Source organism: Sphingomonas naphthae (assembly GCF_028607085.1).
Classification (GTDB): Bacteria; Pseudomonadota; Alphaproteobacteria; order Sphingomonadales; family Sphingomonadaceae; genus Sphingomonas_Q; species Sphingomonas_Q naphthae.
In genome coordinates this window covers 1,959,369-1,979,571 of sequence record NZ_CP117411.1, presented here as the reverse complement: position 1 = coordinate 1,979,571, position 20,203 = coordinate 1,959,369, and the positions used below count along the sequence as shown (strand labels likewise).

21 protein-coding genes and 1 pseudogene are annotated in these 20,203 nt (G+C 68.6%); 8 read left to right on the top strand and 14 right to left on the bottom strand.

The window, feature by feature from the left end:
* Positions 1–9 precede the first annotated feature (9 nt).
* Positions 10–1,377: an aminomethyl-transferring glycine dehydrogenase subunit GcvPA gene (gene gcvPA / locus PQ455_RS09265; protein WP_273685790.1), complete on the top strand. Its 1,368-nt coding sequence runs from the start codon at positions 10–12 to the stop codon at positions 1,375–1,377.
* Positions 1,374–2,939 carry an aminomethyl-transferring glycine dehydrogenase subunit GcvPB gene (gcvPB, locus tag PQ455_RS09260; protein ID WP_273685789.1) on the top strand — a complete coding sequence of 522 codons (1,566 nt, stop codon included), beginning with the start codon at positions 1,374–1,376 and terminating at the stop codon, positions 2,937–2,939. The genes gcvPA and gcvPB overlap by 4 nt, the downstream gene beginning before the upstream one ends.
* A gap of 71 nt (positions 2,940–3,010) precedes the next feature.
* On the opposite strand, the gene PQ455_RS09255 is transcribed toward gcvPB, so the two are convergent.
* The 5 genes from PQ455_RS09255 to PQ455_RS09235 form a co-directional block, all read right to left on the bottom strand.
* Positions 3,011–4,360, bottom strand: coding sequence for a sulfite reductase subunit alpha (locus tag PQ455_RS09255; protein ID WP_273685788.1), 1,350 nt, complete (start codon positions 4,358–4,360; stop codon positions 3,011–3,013).
* A complete protein-coding gene (locus PQ455_RS09250; protein WP_273685787.1) occupies positions 4,357–5,355 on the bottom strand; it encodes an FAD:protein FMN transferase in 999 nt (332 codons plus the stop codon). Before PQ455_RS09250 ends, PQ455_RS09255 begins: the two co-directional genes overlap by 4 nt.
* A gap of 76 nt (positions 5,356–5,431) precedes the next feature.
* Positions 5,432–6,247 (bottom strand): DUF4198 domain-containing protein, encoded by an 816-nt coding sequence (locus PQ455_RS09245; RefSeq protein ID WP_273685786.1) that lies wholly within the window; start codon positions 6,245–6,247, stop codon positions 5,432–5,434.
* A 22-nt stretch (positions 6,248–6,269) separates the two neighbouring features.
* On the bottom strand, positions 6,270–6,788 hold the full coding sequence (locus PQ455_RS09240; protein WP_273685785.1) for a DUF2271 domain-containing protein: 519 nt from the start codon (positions 6,786–6,788) through the stop codon (positions 6,270–6,272).
* A gap of 9 nt (positions 6,789–6,797) precedes the next feature.
* Complete coding sequence (locus PQ455_RS09235; RefSeq protein WP_273685784.1) at positions 6,798–7,415, bottom strand: PepSY-associated TM helix domain-containing protein; 618 nt, start codon at positions 7,413–7,415, stop codon at positions 6,798–6,800.
* A 255-nt stretch (positions 7,416–7,670) separates the two neighbouring features.
* Here PQ455_RS09235 and PQ455_RS09230 point away from each other — a divergent pair, with 255 nt between their 5' ends.
* The 3 genes from PQ455_RS09230 (at position 7,671) to PQ455_RS09220 (ending at position 10,420) form a co-directional block, all read left to right on the top strand.
* A complete protein-coding gene (locus tag PQ455_RS09230) occupies positions 7,671–8,798 on the top strand; it encodes an acyl-CoA dehydrogenase family protein (protein WP_273685783.1) in 1,128 nt (375 codons plus the stop codon).
* Between the two features lie 65 nt (positions 8,799–8,863).
* Positions 8,864–9,625: an SDR family NAD(P)-dependent oxidoreductase gene (locus tag PQ455_RS09225; RefSeq protein ID WP_273685782.1), complete on the top strand. Its 762-nt coding sequence runs from the start codon at positions 8,864–8,866 to the stop codon at positions 9,623–9,625.
* 21 nt (positions 9,626–9,646) lie between these two features.
* Positions 9,647–10,420 (top strand): enoyl-CoA hydratase-related protein, encoded by a 774-nt coding sequence (locus PQ455_RS09220; protein ID WP_273685781.1) that lies wholly within the window; start codon positions 9,647–9,649, stop codon positions 10,418–10,420.
* A 24-nt stretch (positions 10,421–10,444) separates the two neighbouring features.
* On the opposite strand, the gene PQ455_RS09215 is transcribed toward PQ455_RS09220, so the two are convergent.
* From PQ455_RS09215 to PQ455_RS09185, 7 genes are all read right to left on the bottom strand, one after another.
* A complete protein-coding gene (locus tag PQ455_RS09215; protein ID WP_273685780.1) occupies positions 10,445–11,068 on the bottom strand; it encodes a TylF/MycF/NovP-related O-methyltransferase in 624 nt (207 codons plus the stop codon).
* 36 nt (positions 11,069–11,104) lie between these two features.
* Positions 11,105–12,577 carry a TadA family conjugal transfer-associated ATPase gene (locus tag PQ455_RS09210; RefSeq protein WP_273685779.1) on the bottom strand — a complete coding sequence of 491 codons (1,473 nt, stop codon included), beginning with the start codon at positions 12,575–12,577 and terminating at the stop codon, positions 11,105–11,107.
* Between the two features lie 102 nt (positions 12,578–12,679).
* A complete protein-coding gene (locus tag PQ455_RS09205; RefSeq protein WP_273685778.1) occupies positions 12,680–13,192 on the bottom strand; it encodes a 2'-5' RNA ligase family protein in 513 nt (170 codons plus the stop codon).
* Entirely contained in the window at positions 13,185–13,775 is a 591-nt protein-coding gene (locus tag PQ455_RS09200) for a PRC-barrel domain-containing protein (RefSeq protein ID WP_273685777.1), read from the bottom strand. Before PQ455_RS09200 ends, PQ455_RS09205 begins: the two co-directional genes overlap by 8 nt.
* Positions 13,772–14,353, bottom strand: coding sequence for a nucleotidyltransferase family protein (locus PQ455_RS09195; RefSeq protein WP_273685776.1), 582 nt, complete (start codon positions 14,351–14,353; stop codon positions 13,772–13,774). Before PQ455_RS09195 ends, PQ455_RS09200 begins: the two co-directional genes overlap by 4 nt.
* A gap of 162 nt (positions 14,354–14,515) precedes the next feature.
* On the bottom strand, positions 14,516–14,815 hold the full coding sequence (locus PQ455_RS09190; RefSeq protein WP_273685775.1) for an SWIB/MDM2 domain-containing protein: 300 nt from the start codon (positions 14,813–14,815) through the stop codon (positions 14,516–14,518).
* 94 nt (positions 14,816–14,909) lie between these two features.
* Positions 14,910–15,113, bottom strand: a complete 204-nt coding sequence (locus tag PQ455_RS09185; RefSeq protein WP_273685774.1) for a hypervirulence associated TUDOR domain-containing protein — start codon at positions 15,111–15,113, stop codon at positions 14,910–14,912.
* 150 nt (positions 15,114–15,263) lie between these two features.
* On the opposite strand from PQ455_RS09185, the gene PQ455_RS09180 reads away from it, so the two are divergent.
* The 3 genes and pseudogenes from PQ455_RS09180 to PQ455_RS09170 all read left to right on the top strand — a co-directional run.
* Entirely contained in the window at positions 15,264–15,557 is a 294-nt protein-coding gene (locus PQ455_RS09180; protein WP_273685773.1) for a DUF3297 family protein, read from the top strand.
* 159 nt (positions 15,558–15,716) lie between these two features.
* Complete coding sequence (locus tag PQ455_RS09175) at positions 15,717–17,030, top strand: cystathionine gamma-synthase family protein (RefSeq protein ID WP_273685772.1); 1,314 nt, start codon at positions 15,717–15,719, stop codon at positions 17,028–17,030.
* A gap of 125 nt (positions 17,031–17,155) precedes the next feature.
* Positions 17,156–18,103, top strand: a pseudogene (locus tag PQ455_RS09170) (NAD(P)-dependent alcohol dehydrogenase); the annotation flags it as partial.
* Between the two features lie 149 nt (positions 18,104–18,252).
* On the opposite strand, the gene PQ455_RS09165 reads toward PQ455_RS09170, so the two are convergent.
* Complete coding sequence (locus PQ455_RS09165; protein ID WP_273685771.1) at positions 18,253–19,221, bottom strand: CsgG/HfaB family protein; 969 nt, start codon at positions 19,219–19,221, stop codon at positions 18,253–18,255.
* 258 nt (positions 19,222–19,479) lie between these two features.
* On the bottom strand, positions 19,480–20,169 hold the full coding sequence (locus PQ455_RS09160) for an HAD family hydrolase (RefSeq protein WP_273691183.1): 690 nt from the start codon (positions 20,167–20,169) through the stop codon (positions 19,480–19,482).
* Between the last annotated feature and the right edge of the window lie 34 nt (positions 20,170–20,203).

Genomic DNA, 20,203 nt, shown 5'->3' with positions numbered 1-20,203 from the left:
TTCCGCGCGATGCGTTACCTGCCACTTACCGATGCCGACCGCAGCGCCATGCTGGCCACGATCGGCGCCGCCTCGATCGACGATCTGTTCGCCGACGTGCCCGCCGCCGCGCGGCTCGACGGGCCGGTGCGGGGCCTGCCCGATCATGCCTCCGAACTGTCGGTCGAGCGGCAGTTGAAGCAGCTGGCGGGGATGAACCTCGTCGCGGGCGACGGGCCGTTCTTCCTGGGGGCGGGGGCCTATCGCCACCATATCCCCGCCTCGGTCGATCACCTCATCCAGCGCGGCGAGTTCCTGACGAGCTACACGCCCTACCAGCCGGAAATCGCGCAGGGCACGCTCCAGGTGCTGTTCGAATTCCAGACGCAGGTGGCGCGCCTGTTCGGCTGCGACGTCGCCAACGCCTCGATGTATGACGGGTCGACCGCCTGCTGGGAGGCGATCGGCATGGCGCGGCGCATCACCCGGCGGAGCAAGGCGATCCTCTCGGCGGGCCTGCATCCGCATTATGTCTCGGTCGCGCGGACCATGGCGAAGTTCACCGGCGACACGCTCGATACGGCGCTGCCCTCGCTCACCCCCGGCGCGCCGGGCGACGACATGGCGCGGCTGCTGAGTGCGATCGACGGCGAGACGAGCTGCGTCGTCGTCCAGAACCCCAACATCCTCGGCCATGTCGCCGATCTCTCCGAACTGGCCGCCGCAGCCCACGCCAAGGGCGCGCTGCTGATCGTCGTCGTGACCGAGCCGGTCGCGCTGGGCGCGATCAGGTCACCCGGCGAGATGGGCGCGGATATCGTGGTGGGCGAGGGGCAATCGCTCGGCGTCGGCCTGCAATTCGGCGGGCCTTACGTCGGCCTGTTCGCCACGCGCGACAAATATGTGCGCCAGATGCCGGGGCGCCTGTGCGGCGAGACGGTCGATGCTGCCGGCCAGCGCGGCTTCGTGCTGACGCTCTCCACTCGCGAGCAGCATATCCGCCGCGAGAAGGCGACGTCGAACATCTGCACCAACTCGGGGCTTTGCGCGCTCGCCTTCACCATCCACATGAGCCTGCTCGGCGAGCGCGGCCTGCGCGAATTGGCGACGCTCAACCACGCCACGGCGGTCACCGCCGCCGACCGGCTGGGCAAGGTGCCCGGCGTCGAGGTGGTCAACGGCGCCTTCTTCAACGAATTCGTGGTGAAGCTGCCGACCGCCAGCCGCGACGTCGTCCGCACGCTCGCGCATGACGGCATCCTCGCCGGCGTGTCGCTCGGCCGCCTCTATCCGGGCGCGGCGGAGCTGGAGAACGGGCTGCTGGTGGCGGTCACCGAGACCTGCACCGAGGACGATATCGACGAACTCGCCGAAGCCCTTGAGGAGTCGCTGGCATGAGCATCAACCAGAGCGGATGGCGCCCCGAGATGAGCGCCGCGAACGACGGCGGTTCCGCGCCCACCTTCACCGGTAACAAGGCGCTGATGCTGGAAGAGCCGTTGCTGTTCGAGATCGGCGGCGATCGCACCGGCGTCGATCTGGCCGAGCCGCCCAAGGTCGCCTCGCGCCTCGGCGGGCTGGAGCGCAACCGCCCGATCGGCCTGCCCGGCCTGACCGAGCCCGAGACGGTGCGCCACTACACCCGCCTCAGCCGCCAGAATTATGCGATCGATCTGGGCCTCTTCCCGCTCGGTTCGTGCACGATGAAGCACAATCCGCGCCTCAACGAGAAGATCGCGCGCCTGCCGGGCTTCGCCGATATCCACCCGCTCCAGCCACAGGATACGGTGCAGGGCGCCTATGCCCTCATCCATCTCGTCGGCGAATGGCTGGTGAAGCTCACCGGCATGAAGGCGGTGGCGATGAGCCCGAAGGCCGGCGCGCATGGCGAATTGTGCGGCCTGCTCGCGATCCGGTCGGCGCTGGAGGCGCGCGGCGACGCCCGCCGCGTCATCCTCGTCCCCGAAAGCGCGCACGGCACCAATCCGGCGACGGCGGCCTTCTGTGGCTATGCGGTGGAGGACATCCCCGCCACCGCCGAGGGCCGGGTCGATCTGGAGGCCCTCAAGGCGCGCCTCGGCCCGGACGTGGCCGGCGTGATGATCACCAACCCCAACACCTGCGGGCTCTTCGAGCGCGACATGATCGCGATCTGCGAGGCGGTGCATGCGGCGGGCGGGCTGGTCTATTGCGACGGCGCGAACTTCAACGCCATCGTCGGCCGGGTCCGCCCGGGCGACCTCGGCATCGATGCGATGCACATCAACCTGCACAAGACCTTCTCGACGCCGCACGGCGGCGGCGGGCCGGGCGCCGGGCCGGTGGTCTTCTCCGAAGCCCTCGCCCCCTTCGCGCCCTTGCCCTTCGTCGAGAAGCAGGACGGCCAATATCTGCTGGTCGAGGAGGAAAATGCCGAAGAGCATCATGCCTCCACCTTCGGCCGCATGGTCGCTTTCCACGGCCAGATGGGCATGTTTACCCGCGCCGCCAGCTACATGCTGAGCCATGGCGCGGACGGGCTGCGCCAGGTGGCGGAGGATGCCGTCCTCAACGCCAATTACGTCCTGCGCTCGCTGGACGACGTGCTGGATGCGCCCTTCGGCCCCTCTGGCCCGTGCATGCACGAGGCGCTCTTCTCGGATGAGGGGCTGGCCGAGGGCTTCACCACGCTCGATATCGCCAAGGGTCTCATCGACGAGGGCTATCACCCGATGACGATGTATTTCCCGCTGGTGGTCCACGGCTCGATGCTGATCGAGCCGACCGAGACCGAGAGCAAGGCCGCGCTCGACCAGTTCATCGGCGCGCTGCGCAGCCTCGCGGAGAAAGCGAAAGCCGGCGACCCGGCCCTCAAGGCCGCCCCCATCCACGCCCCCCGCCGCCGCCTCGACGAGACGCTGGCCGCGCGCAAGCCCGTGCTGGTCTACAAGGATCCGCCCGTGGCCGAAGCGGCGGAGTAAGCGGCGATCCCGCCATTGCCCGATGATGCGGTTCGCACATCGGGCAATGGCGGTGCGCCTCTTCCGTTGCTCTAGTAAACGTCGCGGCGGTAGCGGGTTTCGTCCGTCAGGGTTTCCAGCGCCTCGCGGCCGAGGATGTCGGTCAGCGCGGCATCCACGCCGGCGGCCATCCCCTCAAGGCTGCCGCATACATAGATCGCCGCGCCGTTGGCCACCCAGTCCCGCACCGCATCGGCGCGATGGGCGATAAGGTGCTGGACATAAGGCCGCGCGGGATCGTCGCGGGAGAAGGCGCGGTCGAGGCGCGCGAGGTGGCCGGAGCGGGTCCAGTGGATGAGTTCGTCGGCGAACAGGCTGTCGGTGGCGGCGTGGCGTTCGCCGAAGATCAGCCAATTCTCGCTGCCGAACGGACGGGCTTTCAGGTGGGCGCGCAGCCCGGCGATGCCGGTGCCGTTGCCGATCAGGATCATCGGCCGATCGGGATCGGGCGCGGCGAAGGCGGGGTTGTCGCGCAGGCGCAGCGCGATCGGCTCGCCCGCCAGCGCGGTGCGGCACAGCCAGCCCGAGCCGAGGCCGGGGCGGCCTTCGGGATCGTGCATCAGCCGCACGACCAGTTCGACCGCGCCGTCGGCGGGCAGGCTGGCGATCGAGTAAGCGCGGTGGGCATGGTCGCCCTCGGCGGCGTGCGCGAAGGGGCCGGGGTAGATTTCGGCGATGGCGCCCGCGCTCCACAGTGGGGCCTCGCCGGCAGGTGGGTCCAGCCGGATCAGATGGACCTCGCCGCCGGGGCTGCCGGGGTTGAGGTGGGTGCGGGCGGCGAGGCGCCAGGCGCCGTAGCGGGGCGGCAGCCAGTCGGCCGCGTCGGCGTCGGCGCCGAACAGGCGAAGGCGTTCCTGCCATTGGCGCAGGCCGGCGGGGTCGCCATTGTCCACCTCGATCAGGTCGGTGGCGGGGCGGGCGCCGCTCTCGCGCAGCCAGTGATCGAGCGCATGGCCGAAGCCGCAATAGTGATCGTAGCTGCGGTCGCCGAGCGCCAGCAGGGCGTAATCGAGATGGGCGAGTCCGCCCGGCGCGGCCATCGCCCCGCGCACGAAGCGCGAGGCTTCGTCGGGGGCGTCGCCCTCGCCGGTGGTCGAGACGACGAACAAAGCCTGCCGGCTCTCGCCGAGCATCGCCGCGTCGACCTTGCCGAGCGGGGCGAGGCGAACCGGCACACCCGCGTCGCGCAGGGCCTCGGCGGTGCGCTGGGCGATGCCGGCGGCGAAGCCGGTCTGGCTGGCGTGGGCGATCAGGAGCGCGCCCGCCTCGCCCTTTTCGGCGCGGGCGGCGCGGCGGCGGACCCAGGCGATCGCGAGGCACAGCGCCAGCCACAGCAGCAGCGCGGCGGCGGCGCCGGCAAGACGGAGGGGATCGCTGGTCATTCCTCGGCCATCGCGTTCCACGCCACCGAGACATGCTCGACGAAGCCGGTGGGGGTGCGCTCGACGATGGCGGCGGCCAGCGCGTGGCGCTCCGCCAGAGCGAGGCCGTCCTTCGGGCCGAGGACGGTGAGCGCGGTGGCATAGGCATCGGCCATCATCGCCTCCGCGTGGAGGACGGTGACCGAGGCGACATGGTTGTCGATCGGCCGGCCGGTGCGCGGATCGATCGTGTGGCTGAGGATGCGGCCGTCCACCTCGCGGCGGCGGCGATAATCGCCCGAGGTGGCGATGGCGAGGCCGCACAGCGCCACGCGGGTCGGCGGCAGCGCGGCCTCCGGCGGCTGTTCGACATCGACCCACCAGGGCTCGCCCGACGGCTGGACGCCGAGGCCGAGCAATTCGCCGCCCACCTCGATCAGCGCGTGGCGAATGCCGAGGCCCGCCAGCGTCTGCCCGATGCGATCGACGGCATGGCCCTTGGCGATGCCCGACAGGTCGAGCATCAGCCCGCCGGGCTGGCGCGCGCGGCGGGCGTGGCGGTCGAGTTCGATGCGGCGCGCGTCGTTGCGGGCGCGGGCGATGACGATTTCAGCCGGGGATGGCTCGGCGCGCGAGCCGTCCGGGCCGAAACCCCAGGCGGCGACCAGCGCGCCCGCGCCGGGATCGAACGCCCCGCCGCTGTCGTGCGCCAGCGCGATGCCGGCGGTGAGGACGTGGAAGAAGCCCGAGGACAGGCTCGCCCAGCCGCCCGGCGGCAGGCGGTTGAAGCGGCACAGTTCGGAGCCGGCCACCCAATGGCTCATCTCGGCGATCACCGCATCGCAGGCGGCGACCACCGCGCGCTCGATCACGGCGGGTGCGACATTGCTGGTGGCGAGGAGCGACCACATCGTCCCCATCGTCTCGCCGACCAGGCGGACGTTGGCGCCGTCGGCGCGGCCGGCGAAGGCGCGCGGATCGATCGCGGGGGGGACGAGGATGCGAGGTTCGCTCATGGGAAGACAAAGCTCCCCGCCCGATGGCCGCCTGGGGATACGCGGGTCGGGCGGGGAAAGGTGAGGTGCCGCCATATCAGGGCTGAAGCACCTCGAGGGTCGCGGTGAAGCTCATCCGGCGATCGGTCGCGCCGGGGATGCTGCTGTTCTTGTCCGACGTGCTGGCCTGCACCCAATAGAGGCCGGCGGCGGGCCAGGTGATCTTGACCTGTCCCTTGGCGTCGGTGGTGAAGCTCTCTTCCTTCTGCTCGTCGCGGTAGCGGCGGCCATCGGGGATCACCTTCACCTCGATGCCGGCGGCGGGCTTGCCGTCGACGAGGAAGCCGAAGGTGGCGGGCTCACCCGCGACGAGATCGTCGGGGTGGGTGACGGGGGCGAAATCGAGGCCCTTGCCGGTCGGCTTCAGCACCGTGTCGGTCGGCGCGCCGAGGGTCACGAAGATCACGTTCCTGCCCGCATTTTCCATGATCTTCACGTCGGTGGCGCCGGCCGGGATCGCCTCCTTCAGCTTGTCGGCGGCCAGACCGCGCGGCAGGCGCTGTTCCTTGCCGTCGAGCATGTAGCTGCCGAACACGCCGGCCATCTCGCTGCCGATGCGATAGGTGCCCGGCTGCGTCAGATGCACGTCGAAGGTGGAGCGGAACTTGCCCCGCATGCCATTTTCGACCTGACCGGCGCTGCCGTCGGGCTGCGTCACCTTCATCATCTCGAACGGCAGCGGCTGGTGATCGGCGATGAACACGTCGGTCGAGGCGGCGGCATCGACCGTGACCCAGCCTTCCTTGCCCGAAACCACGGTGGCGGACGGCTTGAGCCACGGGCTGTGCGCGGTGGCGACGGCCGGGATCAGCATGGTGGCGGCGGCGAGCGCCGCGACGAGTTTCGTTTTCATGGCTGGTTTCCTCCCCCTGATGTTACGGCTTGACCACGGCGCTGACGGCGCCGAGTTCGATCGTGCCCTTGGCGGTCGCGGCCTTGGTCGCGGCCTTGCCGTTCCAGGCGATCGGCAGGCGGACGGTCTCGCGATTGCCGTCCTCGCGCACCGCCTCGACCACCAGTTCATAGGCGCCGGCGGGCAGCTGGCCGACATTGGCCGAGACCGCATGGGTGCCGGGCGCGCGGGTCGCGCCGCTGATCCCGTTGGCCGGCAGATCGAGCGCGCGGCCCGACTTGCGCCACCAGCCGCGCAGATCGCGCAGCCACTTGGTGCCGTCCTCGCGCGCGTTCGGGCGCGGCTGCTGATACCAGACCTGCACGGTGCGGCCGGTCGGCTGCCCGGCCTGCTCCAGCCATGCCGCGACATAGGGGCGGTGATATTCGGCGGTCTTGATCTGGGGGAGCGTGATCGAGAGATCGACCGTCGTCGCCAGGGCCGGGCCGGCGAGGCTCGCCATGGCCGTCGCCGGCAGGATCGTGCGGTAGGTCAGGTGCATCATTTCCCCCTAGTGGATGAAAAGCAGGATCAGGATGAGCGGCGCGATCAGCCCCAGGCCGACCACCGGCCAGGTCGCCGGGCGCTGGCGGCCGTGCAGCTGGAGCAGGAACAGCCCGGTAAAGGCGAAGATGATCGCCGAGGCCGCGAAGATATCGAGGAACCAACTCCACGCGGCACCCGCGTTGCGGCCCTTGTGGAGATCGTTGAGGAAGCTGATCCAGCCGCGATCGGTGCGCTCATATTCCACCCGGCCCTCGATCCGGTCGATCGAGAGGGTGGCGTCGCTGCCGGGGCGGGGCATGTCGAGAAAGACCTCGTCGGCGCTCCACTCGGCGATCGTGTCGGCGGGAACGTCCACCTGGATCGCCCCGGCGATCGCGTCGCGCACGGCGGGCGGCAGCGGGCGCTTGGCCTCGTCCTCGCCGGCGATGGCGCGCCGCACGGGCGGCGGCAGGGTGGTGACGCGAGTGATCGTCTTGGGCTCGCTCGCGATGCTGCCGGCATGGTTGAGCGTGATGCCGGTGACGGCGAACAGGATCATGCCGACCAGGCACAGGCCCGAGCTGATCCAGTGCCAGCGGTGAAGATGCTTCAGCCAGAAGCCGCGCCGCCTTTGGCTCGCCATCGTGCGGGTTACGCTGTCCGACATATGCTTGGGTGTGATCCGCTACCGATGTTGGTCGCCGGATAGCGCGAACGGTTCGCAATCGCAATGGTGTTGCGAGCCATTCGCAAAAAAGAGGTGCAATTCCCGCCCGTCATCGCCGCGCATTCTGCGAACGGGCTTCGCAAACTTCGCAAGCAAGTCATCGCCGGGTCGCTGCGAATCCATTGACGCCGGCGCGCGCGAAAGCCACCAGCCTCCTGAGGTGGAGAGAAAATGATTCTGACGGACACGCAGACGGCGATCCGCGATGCGGTTCGCGACTTCGCACAGGAGCGGATCAAGCCGAACAGCGCGGCCTATGAGGCGGCGCACGGCTATCCGCCCGATTTGTTCGTCGAACTCGCCCAGATGGGGCTGATGGGCATGACCGCGCCCGAAGAGGCCGGCGGCGCGGCGGCGGATTATGTGTCCTACGCGCTGTCGCTGATCGAACTGGGCGCGGCCGACGGCGCGCTTTCCACGATCGTGTCGATCCAGAACAGCCTGCTCGTCTCGGGCATCCTGCGCTTCGGCAGCGAGGCGCAGAAGACGCGCTTCCTGCCCGATCTTGTCAGCGGCCGCATGATCGGCTGCTTCGCGCTGACCGAGGCGGATGCCGGGTCGGATGCTTCGGCGCTCAGGACGCGCGCCACCAAGGTCGAGGGCGGCTGGGTGCTGAACGGCGCCAAGCAATTCATCACCTCGGGCAAGATCGGCGGCGTGGCGATGGTGTTCGCCGTGACCGATCCGGAGGCCGGCAAGAAGGGCATCTCCGGCTTCCTCGTGCCGACCGACACGCCGGGCTATTCGGTCGACAAGGTCGAGCACAAGATGGGGCAGGGCGCGTCCGACACCTGCGCGATCCGCTTCGACGAGATGTTCGTGGCCGACGATCTGCTCTTCGGCGAGCGCGGCGCGGGCTATCGCATGGCCCTGTCCAATCTGGAGGCGGGGCGCATCGGCATCGCCGCGCAGTGCATCGGCATGGCGCAGGCGGCGCTCGCCATCGCGGTGGATTACGCCAAGGATCGCAAGTCGATGGGCAAGGCCATCATCGAGCATCAGGCGGTGGGCTTCCGCCTCGCCGATCTCGCTTCCCGTCTGGAGGCGGCGCGGCATCTGGTGCTGCATGCCGCGAGCCTGAAGGATGCGGGCCTGCCCTGCCTGACCGAAGCCTCGATGGCCAAGCTGGTCGCGTCCGAAACGGCCGAGGCCGTCTGCTCGGGTGCGGTGCAGACACTCGGCGGCTACGGTTATCTCGAGGAATATGGCGTCGCGAAAATCTACCGCGATGTGCGGGTGTGCCAGATCTACGAGGGCACGTCGGACATTCAGCGCATGGTGATCGCGCGCGCCTTGTAACACCCACGCCTCGCAGCAATCATAGGGCCGTCACCGCCCCCGAACTGACCCAAGGAGCTGGACATATGGATCTCAATGGAGTTTCGGCGATCGTCACCGGCGGCGCCTCGGGCCTCGGCAACGCGACCGCCAAGATGCTGGCGGGTGCCGGCGCCAAGGTCGCCATCTTCGATCTCAACGAAAAGGTCGGGCGCGCCAAGGCCGAGGAGATCGGCGGGCTGTTCGTGAGCGTCAACGTCGCCGACGACGCCAGCGCGGCGGCGGGCCTCGACGCGGCGGAGGCGGCGCACGGCGTCGCGCGCATCCTCGTCAATTGCGCTGGTATCGCGCCGGCGGTGAAGACCGTCGGCAAGGAGAATGCTCCGCACCCGTTCGATACCTTCGCCAAGACGATCGGCGTGAACCTGATCGGCACGTTCAACATGATCTCGAAATTCGCGGCGCGCCTCGCGGCGATCGACGAGGTCGAGGGCGAGCGCGGCGTGATCGTCAACACCGCCAGCGTGGCGGCCTATGACGGGCAGATCGGGCAGGCGGCCTATGCGGCCTCCAAGGGCGGCGTCGTCGGCATGACCCTGCCGATCGCGCGCGACCTGTCGCAGCACAAGATCCGGGTGATGACGATCGCCCCGGGCATCTTCCTGACGCCGATGCTGGAGAGCTTCCCGCAGCATGTGCAGGATGCGCTGGGCGCGATGGTGCCGCACCCCAGCCGCCTCGGCAAACCGGCCGAATATGCCCAGCTGGTCGAGGCGATCGTCCGCAATCCGATGCTCAACGGCGAGGTCATCCGGCTTGACGGCGCCATCCGCATGGCGCCACGCTGAGCGCCTGATCGGGAGAGAATGATGGATTACGAGACGCTGCTCGTCGAACAGCAGGGCGCGGTGACGCTCGTGCGGTTCAACCGCCCGCAGGCGCTGAACGCGCTCAATCAGCAGGTGCTGGACGATCTGATCGCCTGCTTCGCGGCCTATGACGCCGATCCGGGCCAGCGCTGCCTGGTGCTGACCGGCAGCGAGAAGGCGTTCGCGGCGGGCGCCGATATCAAGGGGATGCAGGGCAAGGGCTTCTCCGACATGTATCTGGAGAATTTCTTCCAGGGCTTCGAGAAGGTCACCGCGACGCGCAAGCCGTGGATCGCGGCGGTCGCGGGCTTCGCGCTGGGCGGTGGCTGCGAAGTGGCGATGATGGCCGATTTCATCATCGCGGCCGATACCGCCAAATTCGGTCAGCCGGAGATCAAGCTGGGCGTGGCGCCGGGCATGGGCGGCTCGCAGCGCCTGACCCGCGCGGTCGGCAAGGCCAAGGCGATGGACATGTGCCTGACGGGCCGGATGATGGGTGCCGAGGAAGCCGAACGCGCCAGCCTCGTTTCGCGCGTGGTGCCGGCCGCCGACCTGCTCGACGAGGCGCTGAAGGCCGCGCAGGACATCGCCGCCATGCCGCCGGTCGCCGCGCTGGTGAACAAGGAAATGGTCAACGCCGCGTTCGAGACGAACCTCGCGATGGGCATCGTCTTCGAGCGCCGCCTGTTCAACGGCGTCTGCGCGACCGAGGACAAGATCGAGGGGATGACGGCGTTCGTGGAGAAGCGGCCGGGGAATTGGGTCGGGCGGTAAGGCGGTGGGCACCGCGCCGGGATTTCAGCGGGGCGTGCCATATTCCTGTCGCTTCACCCAATAGGCGTTGCCGCCATCCTGCTGGATCGGATCGGCGATGCCATGGCGCGCGCGATAATCCTGCACGGCCATGCGGCATCCGGGCAGATGCCAGTCGTCGATGATGATCACCCCGCCGCGCGACAGCAGGGGATAGAGGTAATCCAGCGACGTCTCGACCGAATCGTAGGAATCCGAATCCAGCCGGATCAGCGCGAACCGCTCGTCGCGAAGCGCCGGGAGACTGTCGGCGAAGAAGCCCTCGACGAATATGATCCGCTCGTCGAGCAGGCCAAAGCGCGCGATATTGCCGCGCACCTCCTCCAAGCCTGCGACCCAGCGGTCGGCCCAGCGATCGACCGGATCGTTCTTCGCCTTCGTGTTGAGCGGGATGCCGGCGAAGGAATCGGCCGCGAAAACCTTGCGGCCGTCGGCGCCATAGACGTCGAGCAGCGCCCGCATCAGGATGATCGCCCCGCCGCGCCAGATGCCCGCCTCGATGAAACGAAATATCCACCCGTCATCCTCCCGGATTGTTCCGATCCGGGCATGGAGCGGGAACGGCCGCGACCTGTCAAAGCCGCAAAGTCCGATGAATCGTCTCAGCAATGAAACGTCATATTCTATCCGCATAGTCTGCGGTGTTTACAGGCATGCCTCCAGATAGGCCTGATCGAAGCCGAACTGCCGCGCCTTTTCCAGCGTGTAGGGGCGCAGGCCCGAGCTGTTGTAATCGCCCGCGATGCGGCCGTCGGCGCCCTCGTCGAGATAGTCGAACTTGAACAGCTCCTGCGTGACGATCACGGGGCCTTCCATGCCGATCACCTCGGTGATGTTGGTCACCCGGCGCGAACCGTCGCGCAGGCGCTTCACCTGCACGATCATGTCGACCGAATCCGCGATCTGGCGGCTGATGGCGTCCTTGGGCACCTTGATGTCGGACATCAGCACCATATTCTCCATACGCGCCAGCGCCTCGCGGGGGGAATTGGAGTGGAGCGTGCACATCGATCCGTCGTGGCCGGTGTTCATCGCCGCCAGCATGTCGAAACATTCCGAGCCACGGATTTCGCCCAGGATGATGCGATCCGGCCGCATGCGCAGCGCGTTGATGACGAGATCGCGGATCGTGATCGCGCCGAACCCTTCCAGGTTGGCGGGGCGCGTTTCCAGCGGCAGCCAATGCGGCTGTTGCAGGCGAAGCTCGGCCGCGTCCTCGATCGTCACCACGCGCTCGCCGGGGTCGATCATCTTCGACAGCGCGTTGAGCATCGTCGTCTTGCCCGAGCCCGTGCCGCCCGAGATGATGACGTTGAACCGGCAGGCGCCGGCGATCTTCAGCACCGTCGCCATCTTCTCGGACATGCTGCCCGTCTTGGCCATGATGTCGAGCGTGATCGGCTTGGCGGAGAATTTGCGGATCGAGATGGCCGTGCCGCGCAGCGACAGCGGCGGCACGATCACGTTGACGCGGCTGCCGTCCTGAAGGCGGGCGTCGGCCAACGGCGTGGTCTGGTCGACCCGGCGGCCGACCTTGGACACGATGCGCTGGGCGATCTGGAACAGATGCTCCTCGTCGCGGAACTGCACGTTGGCCAGCTCCAGCTTGCCCTTGCGCTCCACGTATGTCTGGTCCGGCCCGTTGACCATGATGTCGGTGATCGCCGGATCGGAAAGCAGTTCCTCCAACGGCCCCAGGCCCAGCAGCTCATCGACCAGCACCTTTTCCAGCGCGAACTGCTCGCGCCGGTTGAGCGTGATCTTCAGCTCGGCCAGCACCTCGCCGATGATCGGGCGGAATTCCTCGGCCAGCTCGTCCTTGGCCAAGGTCGCGGCGGCCTCGGCATCGACCCGCTCGAGCAGGCGCGGCAGCACCTGTTCCTTGATGCGGTGGACCGATGCCTCGAAACCCTCGACCCGGCTCGATCCCGCCTCGCCCGACGCCGCCTCGCGGTGCGCCAGCCGCGCCATCGCGTCGAGCGGCTCGGGAATGGGGGCGGGGAAGGAACTTTCGGTCAGCGGCGGAAACTGGCCGCCGGCCATCCCCGGCTGCCCGACCTGCATCGGTCGCGCGACCCCGAAGCCCGCCGTTCCACCCCGCCTGCCGAATGCGCTCATCGATCACCCCGTCCACCCCGGATGGGCGGCTTCGCGACTCGATCTAGGGGCAAGACTTTGACAATCTCCTAACCCTAACGCGCCGGTGACCAATTATCGGGTTCAGCCCGCGCGGAAGCGGTAGGCCTTGATCGGCTCCCACGGGCCGCCCCGATAATAATGGCTCGCCAGCCCGACGATCGCGAGCGGCGCGGGGCGGAAATCGGCGGAGAGCGCGACTTGCAGCGCCCGTGCGGCTTCGGGCGCCACCTTGTTCTGGATGGTGACATGGGGGCGCCAGCCGGCCTGATCCTGCGGCGTCAGCAGGCCGGCGAAGGCATCGGCGAGGTCGGCACGGACCGCGGCGAGCGCGGGGCTGTCGATCCGGTAGGCCACGCCCCGCCCGAGCGACATCACCGCCGCCAGCGTAGCGGCCGGGGGTGCCGCCCGCACCGCCTCGCGCAGCCGCCCGTCGAGTTCGGGCAGCAAAGAGGGCGGGAGGTGGTGGAAGAGAGTCAGGTGCGCCGACAGATGGTTGCGCTCGGGCGGGAAGTGGGCGCGGCGCAGCGCATCGAGGCGGGCGAAATCCGCGTCACCGAGGGTTGCGGTGACGATGACGGGCGCGGGATCAGGCAATCCCGGCCTCGCGGGCGCTGGCGGGCCAGGCGTCGGGCTCCAGCGCCGGGCGGGCGGCGAGGGCTGGGGCGTCGATCGCCGCGACCAGCCGCCCCGCCTCGCACGCTGTCACCTCGCCCCAGCCGAGGCCGTGGAGCGTCTCGCCGACGCCGCCGACCCCGCCGGTGCGGACCACCAGATAGGCGATGCGACCGGCGCCCTCGTCGAGCATCGCATCGACGACATGGCCGAGCGTGCCGCCGTCACGCGCGACGACGCTGCGATCGGCGAGCGAGCCGACCGGCAGGAGGGGGCGGACGGGTTTGGCCTCGCTCCTCTCCGCCGCCTCGCGCCCGCCCGCCTCGTAGCGGGCCTGACGGCCGAGCCAGCGCCAGATACCGACGAGGTTCACCACCGCGAGGAAGCCGTTGGTGAGCAGCAGGTTCGTCTGGCCGCTGGTCGCGGCGACGATCACCCAGCCGATCGAGCCCAGCAGAAAGACCACGAAGCCCCAGCCGGTGAAGCGCGCGCCGAGATTGGCGGCGGTCATCATCGCCGCGATCATGGTGGCGGCGGGCGCGACCCACCCTGCGAGTTCGTTCATGCCCGCGCCAACGCCGCGAGCCGCCTCCACGATCCGCGCGCCGTGCGAAACGCATGTGGCGTATCGAGGTCGAGCAGCGCGCCGGGGCCGCCGGGGACGGTGCGGATACGCCGCCCGGCGAGCAGCGGCGCAAGGCCGCGATCGCCGCCGAGCCGCGCGCCGCGCAGGATGGCGGCGCGGATCAGCACCGGGTGGCCGGGCTGCCCGTCCACGATCGGCCGCACCGCATCGGCCCCGTGCAGCCGCCAGCGGCGTGCGGAGGGGACGAGCGGCATGTCGCCGAGGAGGAGGAGGAGTTGGCGGTCCACGGGTCGGACCCGGCGGAGCGCGGCGCTCAGGCTGGCGGAGAGGCCATCGCGATAGGCGGGGGCGTGGACCGTCTCGATCCCGGCGGCGCGGGCGACGCGCCGCGTATGGGCCGCGTTGGCGCCGGTGACGAGGATGACGCGCTCGGCCTCGTTCTTGGCGCGGGCGATCGCGTGGGCGAGAAGCGGCCGGCCGGCGAGGGGGGCGAGCAGCTTCGCGCGGCGGCCGAAGCGGCGCGACAGGCCGGCGGCGAGGATGATGGCTAGGCGCATCGCGCGACCGTTTCACCCGTGCAGGATTGCGGGGAATGGTTATGGATTCCCTGCGGTCTTTCTCGCTCAAATGAGGCGCGGGTCATCGCCACCAGCAACAAACAGAAAGGGCGGCGCGAGGTCTTCCCGCGCCGCCCTTTGCGATCGATCGTCGCCCGCGTCTTACTTGACGTGCTTCGACAGGTGCTTGTTCATCTCGAACATGGTCACCTTGTCGGTCTCGAAGATCTTCTTGAGCTTCGCGTCGGCGATGATCTCGCGCTTGTTCTCGGGGTTTTGCAGCTTGTTGGTGCGGATATAATCCCACACCTTGCTGACCATCTCGCTGCGCGGCAGGGGCGCGGCGCCGACGATTTCGGCGAGGTCGGCGGATGGCGTGACGGGCTTGTGGATGCCGCCGGTCTTCGGCGCATCGCTGGCCTTGGCGGCGTCGCCGGTCTTCTTTGCAGGGGTCTTTGCCATAAACTTCCTCCTTATAGGTCTGGCAGCGGACTTACGGGCTTTCGCGTCGCCGGGCGAGACCAAAATGTGACGGGTGATGTCTGCCTTCAGACGATCAGGTCTTGGAGAGCGCCCCTGCCTTGTGCGCCGCTCGTGAACCAGTCTCCGTCTGAACAAGATACTCGGGGTTATCCCGCGAGGCCGCGACATGGTGGCCCTTGATGTCCATCGGGCGGGTCACCTTGCGCACGACTTTCCCGTGGGCGGTGCCACCATGCGACTTCCAGGTCACCTTGTCACCCTTCTTGAAGTCGGCCATCGCTCATGCTCCTCGGTCGGGGAACCTGCGCCCTCAACCCCGCCGGCGGCGGTTGGTTGCACGCCTGCGCGGTTGACGCACCGGGGCAGGGGGCTATCAGCGCGGGCAGCAAGCCGCCGGCCGGGCCGGCCGAACATCAAGCAGGACGCCATGACCGACACGCCCCCTGACCGCCTTTCGATGGACCCCAAGAGCGATTTCTTCGATGCCGACATCCTCCAGCGCGGCGTCGGCATCCGCTTCAAGGGGCAGGAAAAGACCAACATCGAGGAATATTGCGTCTCCGAGGGCTGGGTCCGCATGGCCGTCGGCAAGTCGCGGGATCGCTTCGGCAATGCCATGACGATGAAGCTCTCCGGCCCGGTCGAACCTTACTTCCGCGACGTGCCCGCCACCGGTGACGACGCGGCCGAGCCCGCGCCCGAAGCCACGCCCGAAGCCTGAGGAACAGGATCGGCCCCGCGCCCGTTCGGCTGTCCGATGCGGTCATCGCATCAGGAGAGAATGAGATGGGCAAGGGACTGATCCTCTGGCTGCTGGGCGTGCCCGGCATCGTCGTGATTCTGCTGCTGGTCTTCCACATCATCTGACCGGAGCGAGACGATGGCGAACGACCCCACCGAAGCCGATCTGACCGGCGCCGGCCCTAACCGCCGCCCGCGCCGCCACGCCACCGAGATCGGCGGCCGCAAGCTCAGCCCCGCGACCCAGATGATGGGCCACGGCTATGATCCGATGCTGTCGGAGGGGTCGCTCAAGCCGCCGATCTTCCTCACCTCCACCTTCGTGTTCGAGAGTGCGGCGGCGGGCAAACGCCATTTCGAGGGCGTCACCGGCAAGCGGCCGGGCGGGGCCGAGGGCCTCGTCTATTCGCGCTTCAACGGGCCGGATCAGGAGATACTGGAGCATCGCCTGGCGATCTGGGACGAGGCGGAGGACGCCCTCAGTTTCTCCAGCGGCATGTCCGCCATCGCCACGGTCATGCTGGCGCTGGTCCAGCCCGGCGACGTCATCGTCCATTCCGGGCCGCTTTACGCCGCGACGGAAACCCTGATCGGCCGTGTGCTGGGCCGATTCGGTGTGACGTGGCTCGATTTCCCCGCCGGCGCCTCGCGCGAGGAGATCGGCGCGGTGCTGGACAAGGCCACCGCTCAGGGACGGATCGCGATGATCTACCTCGAAAGCCCGGCCAACCCGACCAACGTGCTGGTCGATGTCGAGGCAGTCGCCGCCGCGCGCGACGCGCTGGGGCAGGGCGAGCCGTCGCCGATCGTGATCGACAACACGTTCCTGGGGCCGCTGTGGCAGCACCCCTTGAAGCACGGCGCAGATCTGGTGGTCTATTCGCTCACCAAATATGTCGGCGGGCATAGTGATCTGGTGGCGGGTGCCGCGGTCGGGCCGAAGAGCCTGCTCGGGCCGGTCCGCACGATGCGCAACACGATCGGCACCATCACCGATCCCAACACCGCCTGGATGCTGCTCCGCTCGCTCGAGACGCTGGAACTGCGCATGAGCCGGGCGGGCGAGAATGCCGCCAAGGTCTGCGCCTTCCTGCGCGATCATCCCAAGGTGGAGCGGGTCGGCTATCTCGGCTTTCTGGAGGAGGGCGGCACGCAGGCCGACATCTACCGCCGCCATTGCACCGGCGCCGGATCGACCTTCTCGCTCTACCTGAAAGGCGGCGAGCGCGAGGCCTTCGCCTTCCTCGACGCGCTGCGTATCGCGAAACTCGCCGTCAGCCTCGGCGGCACCGAGACGCTGGCCAGCCACCCGGCGGGCATGACGCATCTGTCCGTACCTCAGGCGCGCAAGGACGCGCTCGATATCGGCGACAATCTCGTCCGCATCTCGATCGGCGTCGAGGATGCCGGCGACCTGATCGCCGATTTCGAACAGGCGCTGGCGGCGGTGTGATCCGCTGCGGCGAGGCGATGCTGCGCTGCGATAAAAGTTTCGTTACGCCACTGGAAATGCCCCGGTCGTGCGCCATATCGGCGGCGCGGCCGGCTCTGGCTGCGACCAGACCATCATCGCGAAGGATTTGCCATTCCGATCTCCACACCGCGCGCGGTGAGTGGGAGGGGACGCTCTACCCCTGCGTGCCCGGCCATGAGATCGTCGGCAGGGTCACGGCGGTCGGCGCCGAGGTGACCAAGTTCAAGATCGGCGACATCGCCGGGGTCGGCTGCATGGTCGGCAGTTGCGGCCATTGCGCATCATGCGCGGATGGCGAGGAAAATTATTGCGAAACCACGGGTTTCGTCGGCACCTACAATGGCGCGGACGCGATTACGGGCGGCCATACGCTGGGCGGCTATTCGGACCATATCGTCGTCGACGAAGGCTTCGTGCTGAAGATCACGCACCCGGAGGCCGATCTGGCGGCGGTGGCGCCCCTGCTGTGCGCCGGCATCACGACTTATTCGCCGCTGCGCCATTGGAAGGTCGCGCCGGGGCAGAAGGTGGGCGTCGTCGGACTCGGCGGGCTCGGCCATATGGGCGTCAAGATCGCGGCTGCGATGGGCGCGCATGTCGTGGTGTTCACCACCTCGCCCGGCAAGCGCGACGACGCGCTGGCGCTGGGGGCGCACGAGGTGGTCGTGTCGCGCGATGCCGATCAGATGGCGGCGCAGGCCAACAGCTTCGATTTCATCCTGAACACGGTGGCCGCACCGCACGATCTGGATGCGTTCATGGCGCTCCTCAAGCGCGACGGGACGATGACCTTGCTGGGCGTGCCCGCCGAGCCGCATCCGTCGCCCAATGTCGGCAATCTCATCTTCCGCCGCCGCCAGCTCGCCGGTTCGCTGATCGGCGGCATCGCCGAGACGCAGGAGATGCTCGATTTCTGCAACGAACACGGCCTGACCTCGGACATTGAGATCATCCCCATTCAGGAGATCGACACGGCGTTCGACCGGATGGTGAGGAGCGACGTGAAGTATCGCTTCGTGATCGACATGGCCTCGCTGAAGACGGCGGCTTGAGCGGGCGGGGGAGGCGTTGCGGCGCCTCCCCTGTCACGTTCCTAAACCCGTTCGTGCTGAGCCTAGTCGAAGCACGGAAGGCAGACGTACCGCTTGGGGCACGTCCTTCGACTTCGCTCAGGACGAACGGAGTTTTGGGGTTGGAACTGTCAGCGCGACGGCTCCAGCTTGGTGTTCAGCACCCAGCCGACATTGTCGTTCTCGTCGGCGACTTCCCACCACAGGCCGTCCTGCTTGCCGGTGGGATACAGGATCGCGCCCGGCGGCAGGGTGCGGATCGTGGCGCCGGTGGCGGCGGGTGTCTTGCGCATCACGACCGGACCCATGGTGCTGAAGGTCTTTTTCGGCGCCGCTTCGGCCGTACCTTCGGAGCCCGCGCCCACCAGATTGAGCGACGTCACCATCTTGGAATAGGCCTGGATGAAGGCGAGCGTGACGACCTTGCCGATATCGGTGCTCTCATAGCCGCCGCCGACGGCACCGGCCGCGCCGCTGCCCCAGAAACCGCCGCCGCCCGCCGCGAAGCTCATGTCGCGCTTGGCGGCATAGCCATCCTCGGTGGCGATCGTCTCGGTGGTGCGGACATTGGTGAGCGACAGGACGGTGTTGGCCTCGGCCTTGCGGCTCTTCACGCCGCCGACCAGCCCGCCCAGCGCGCCGCCGATCAGGCCGCCCGCCACCGCGCCCACGGCATTGCCGCTGGCATTGGCGTTGGCGCCCTGGATTTCGGCGACCAGCACATAATCCGCCGCCTTGATCTGCCCGCCGCCCACGTTGGAGCCACGTTGCAGCCCCATGCCGCCGGCGATGTCGCGCTCGCGCTGCGCCGCGTTCAGCCCGGTGCCGCGATCGACGAGGTTGAAGCAGCCCGATCGCTGGATCAGCACCTTCAGCAGCTTCGACGGCGGCGCGAGCGAGAATTGCGTCCAGCCCGAGGGATCGTCCCCATCGGCGACCGAGACCGTGCCCAGCTTGCGCGTGCAGCGCGGCACGTCGTTCATGGTCGCTTCCTGCAACTTCTGCCCGCTGGTGGCGCGGGCGAGCTTGGGTTCGGCGGCCACGGCGGCGGTCGAGGAAAGGAGGAGCGCGGCGATCAGCGCACCACGGAAAGCGGCCATATGGGACATCCCTGTTGTCGATCCGGAACGATGGCTTACCGGAGCAAAGCTTCGTTACCAAGTCTGTCGTGACGCGACGGAGACGGCGGATCGATCGACCAACGCGACATCGCGGGGGCGGGCGACGTAAATCCTCCCCTGCAAGGGGAGGGGGGCCGGCGGCGCAGCCGATGGTGGAGGGGTGACCCGCTATCGAGAGGGCGATACCCCTCCGTCAGCCCTGACGGGCTGCCACCTCCCCTTGCAGGAGAGGATCGATCAGACCGTCACGCCCCACTCCAGCACCGGCCATCCCCGCCGCGCCGCCAGGGTCCGCAGTTTCGCGCTCGGGTTGGTCGCATAGGCCTCGTCCGCCCATTCCAGCACCGGCGCGTCGGAGGCATGGTCGGAATAGAAGCGCACCCGCACCGCGCCGCGATCCACGCCCTCGTCGTGCATCCATGCCTCGATCATGCGGAGCTTGTCCGGCCCGTAGCAATTTTCGCCATCGATCCGCGCCATGATCCGGTCGCCGACGCCGGTCAGGCTGTTGGTCGCGATCACGTCGTCGAAGCCCAGCCGCGCCGCGATCGCCGCCACGTAGAGCCGGTAGGAGGCCGTCGCCAGCACCAGCCGGCGGCCGGCGGCGCGATCCGCCTCGATCTGCTTCAGCGCGCCGGGCAGGGTGTTGGCCTTCATGATGACATCAGCGAAGCTCTCGGTCACGCGGGCGAGATCGGCGCGGGGGACGGCGGCGCCCAGCAACATCGCCTGGTTGATCTCCTTCAGCCGCTTCCGGCTGATCGCCTTGGCCGCGTAGAGCGCCATCGGCAGTAGCACGAACGGCGCCAACGCCAGCCGCCACGGTTTCAGGCGCAGGGCCGCGTGGAGCAGGAAAGGCGTGTAGGTGCCCGTGCGCGTGATCGTGCGGTCCATGTCGTAGATGGCGAGTTCGGGTTGGGCGCTCATGACGGCCCGCCTAGCCCAATGTTCCGCGGCCTGT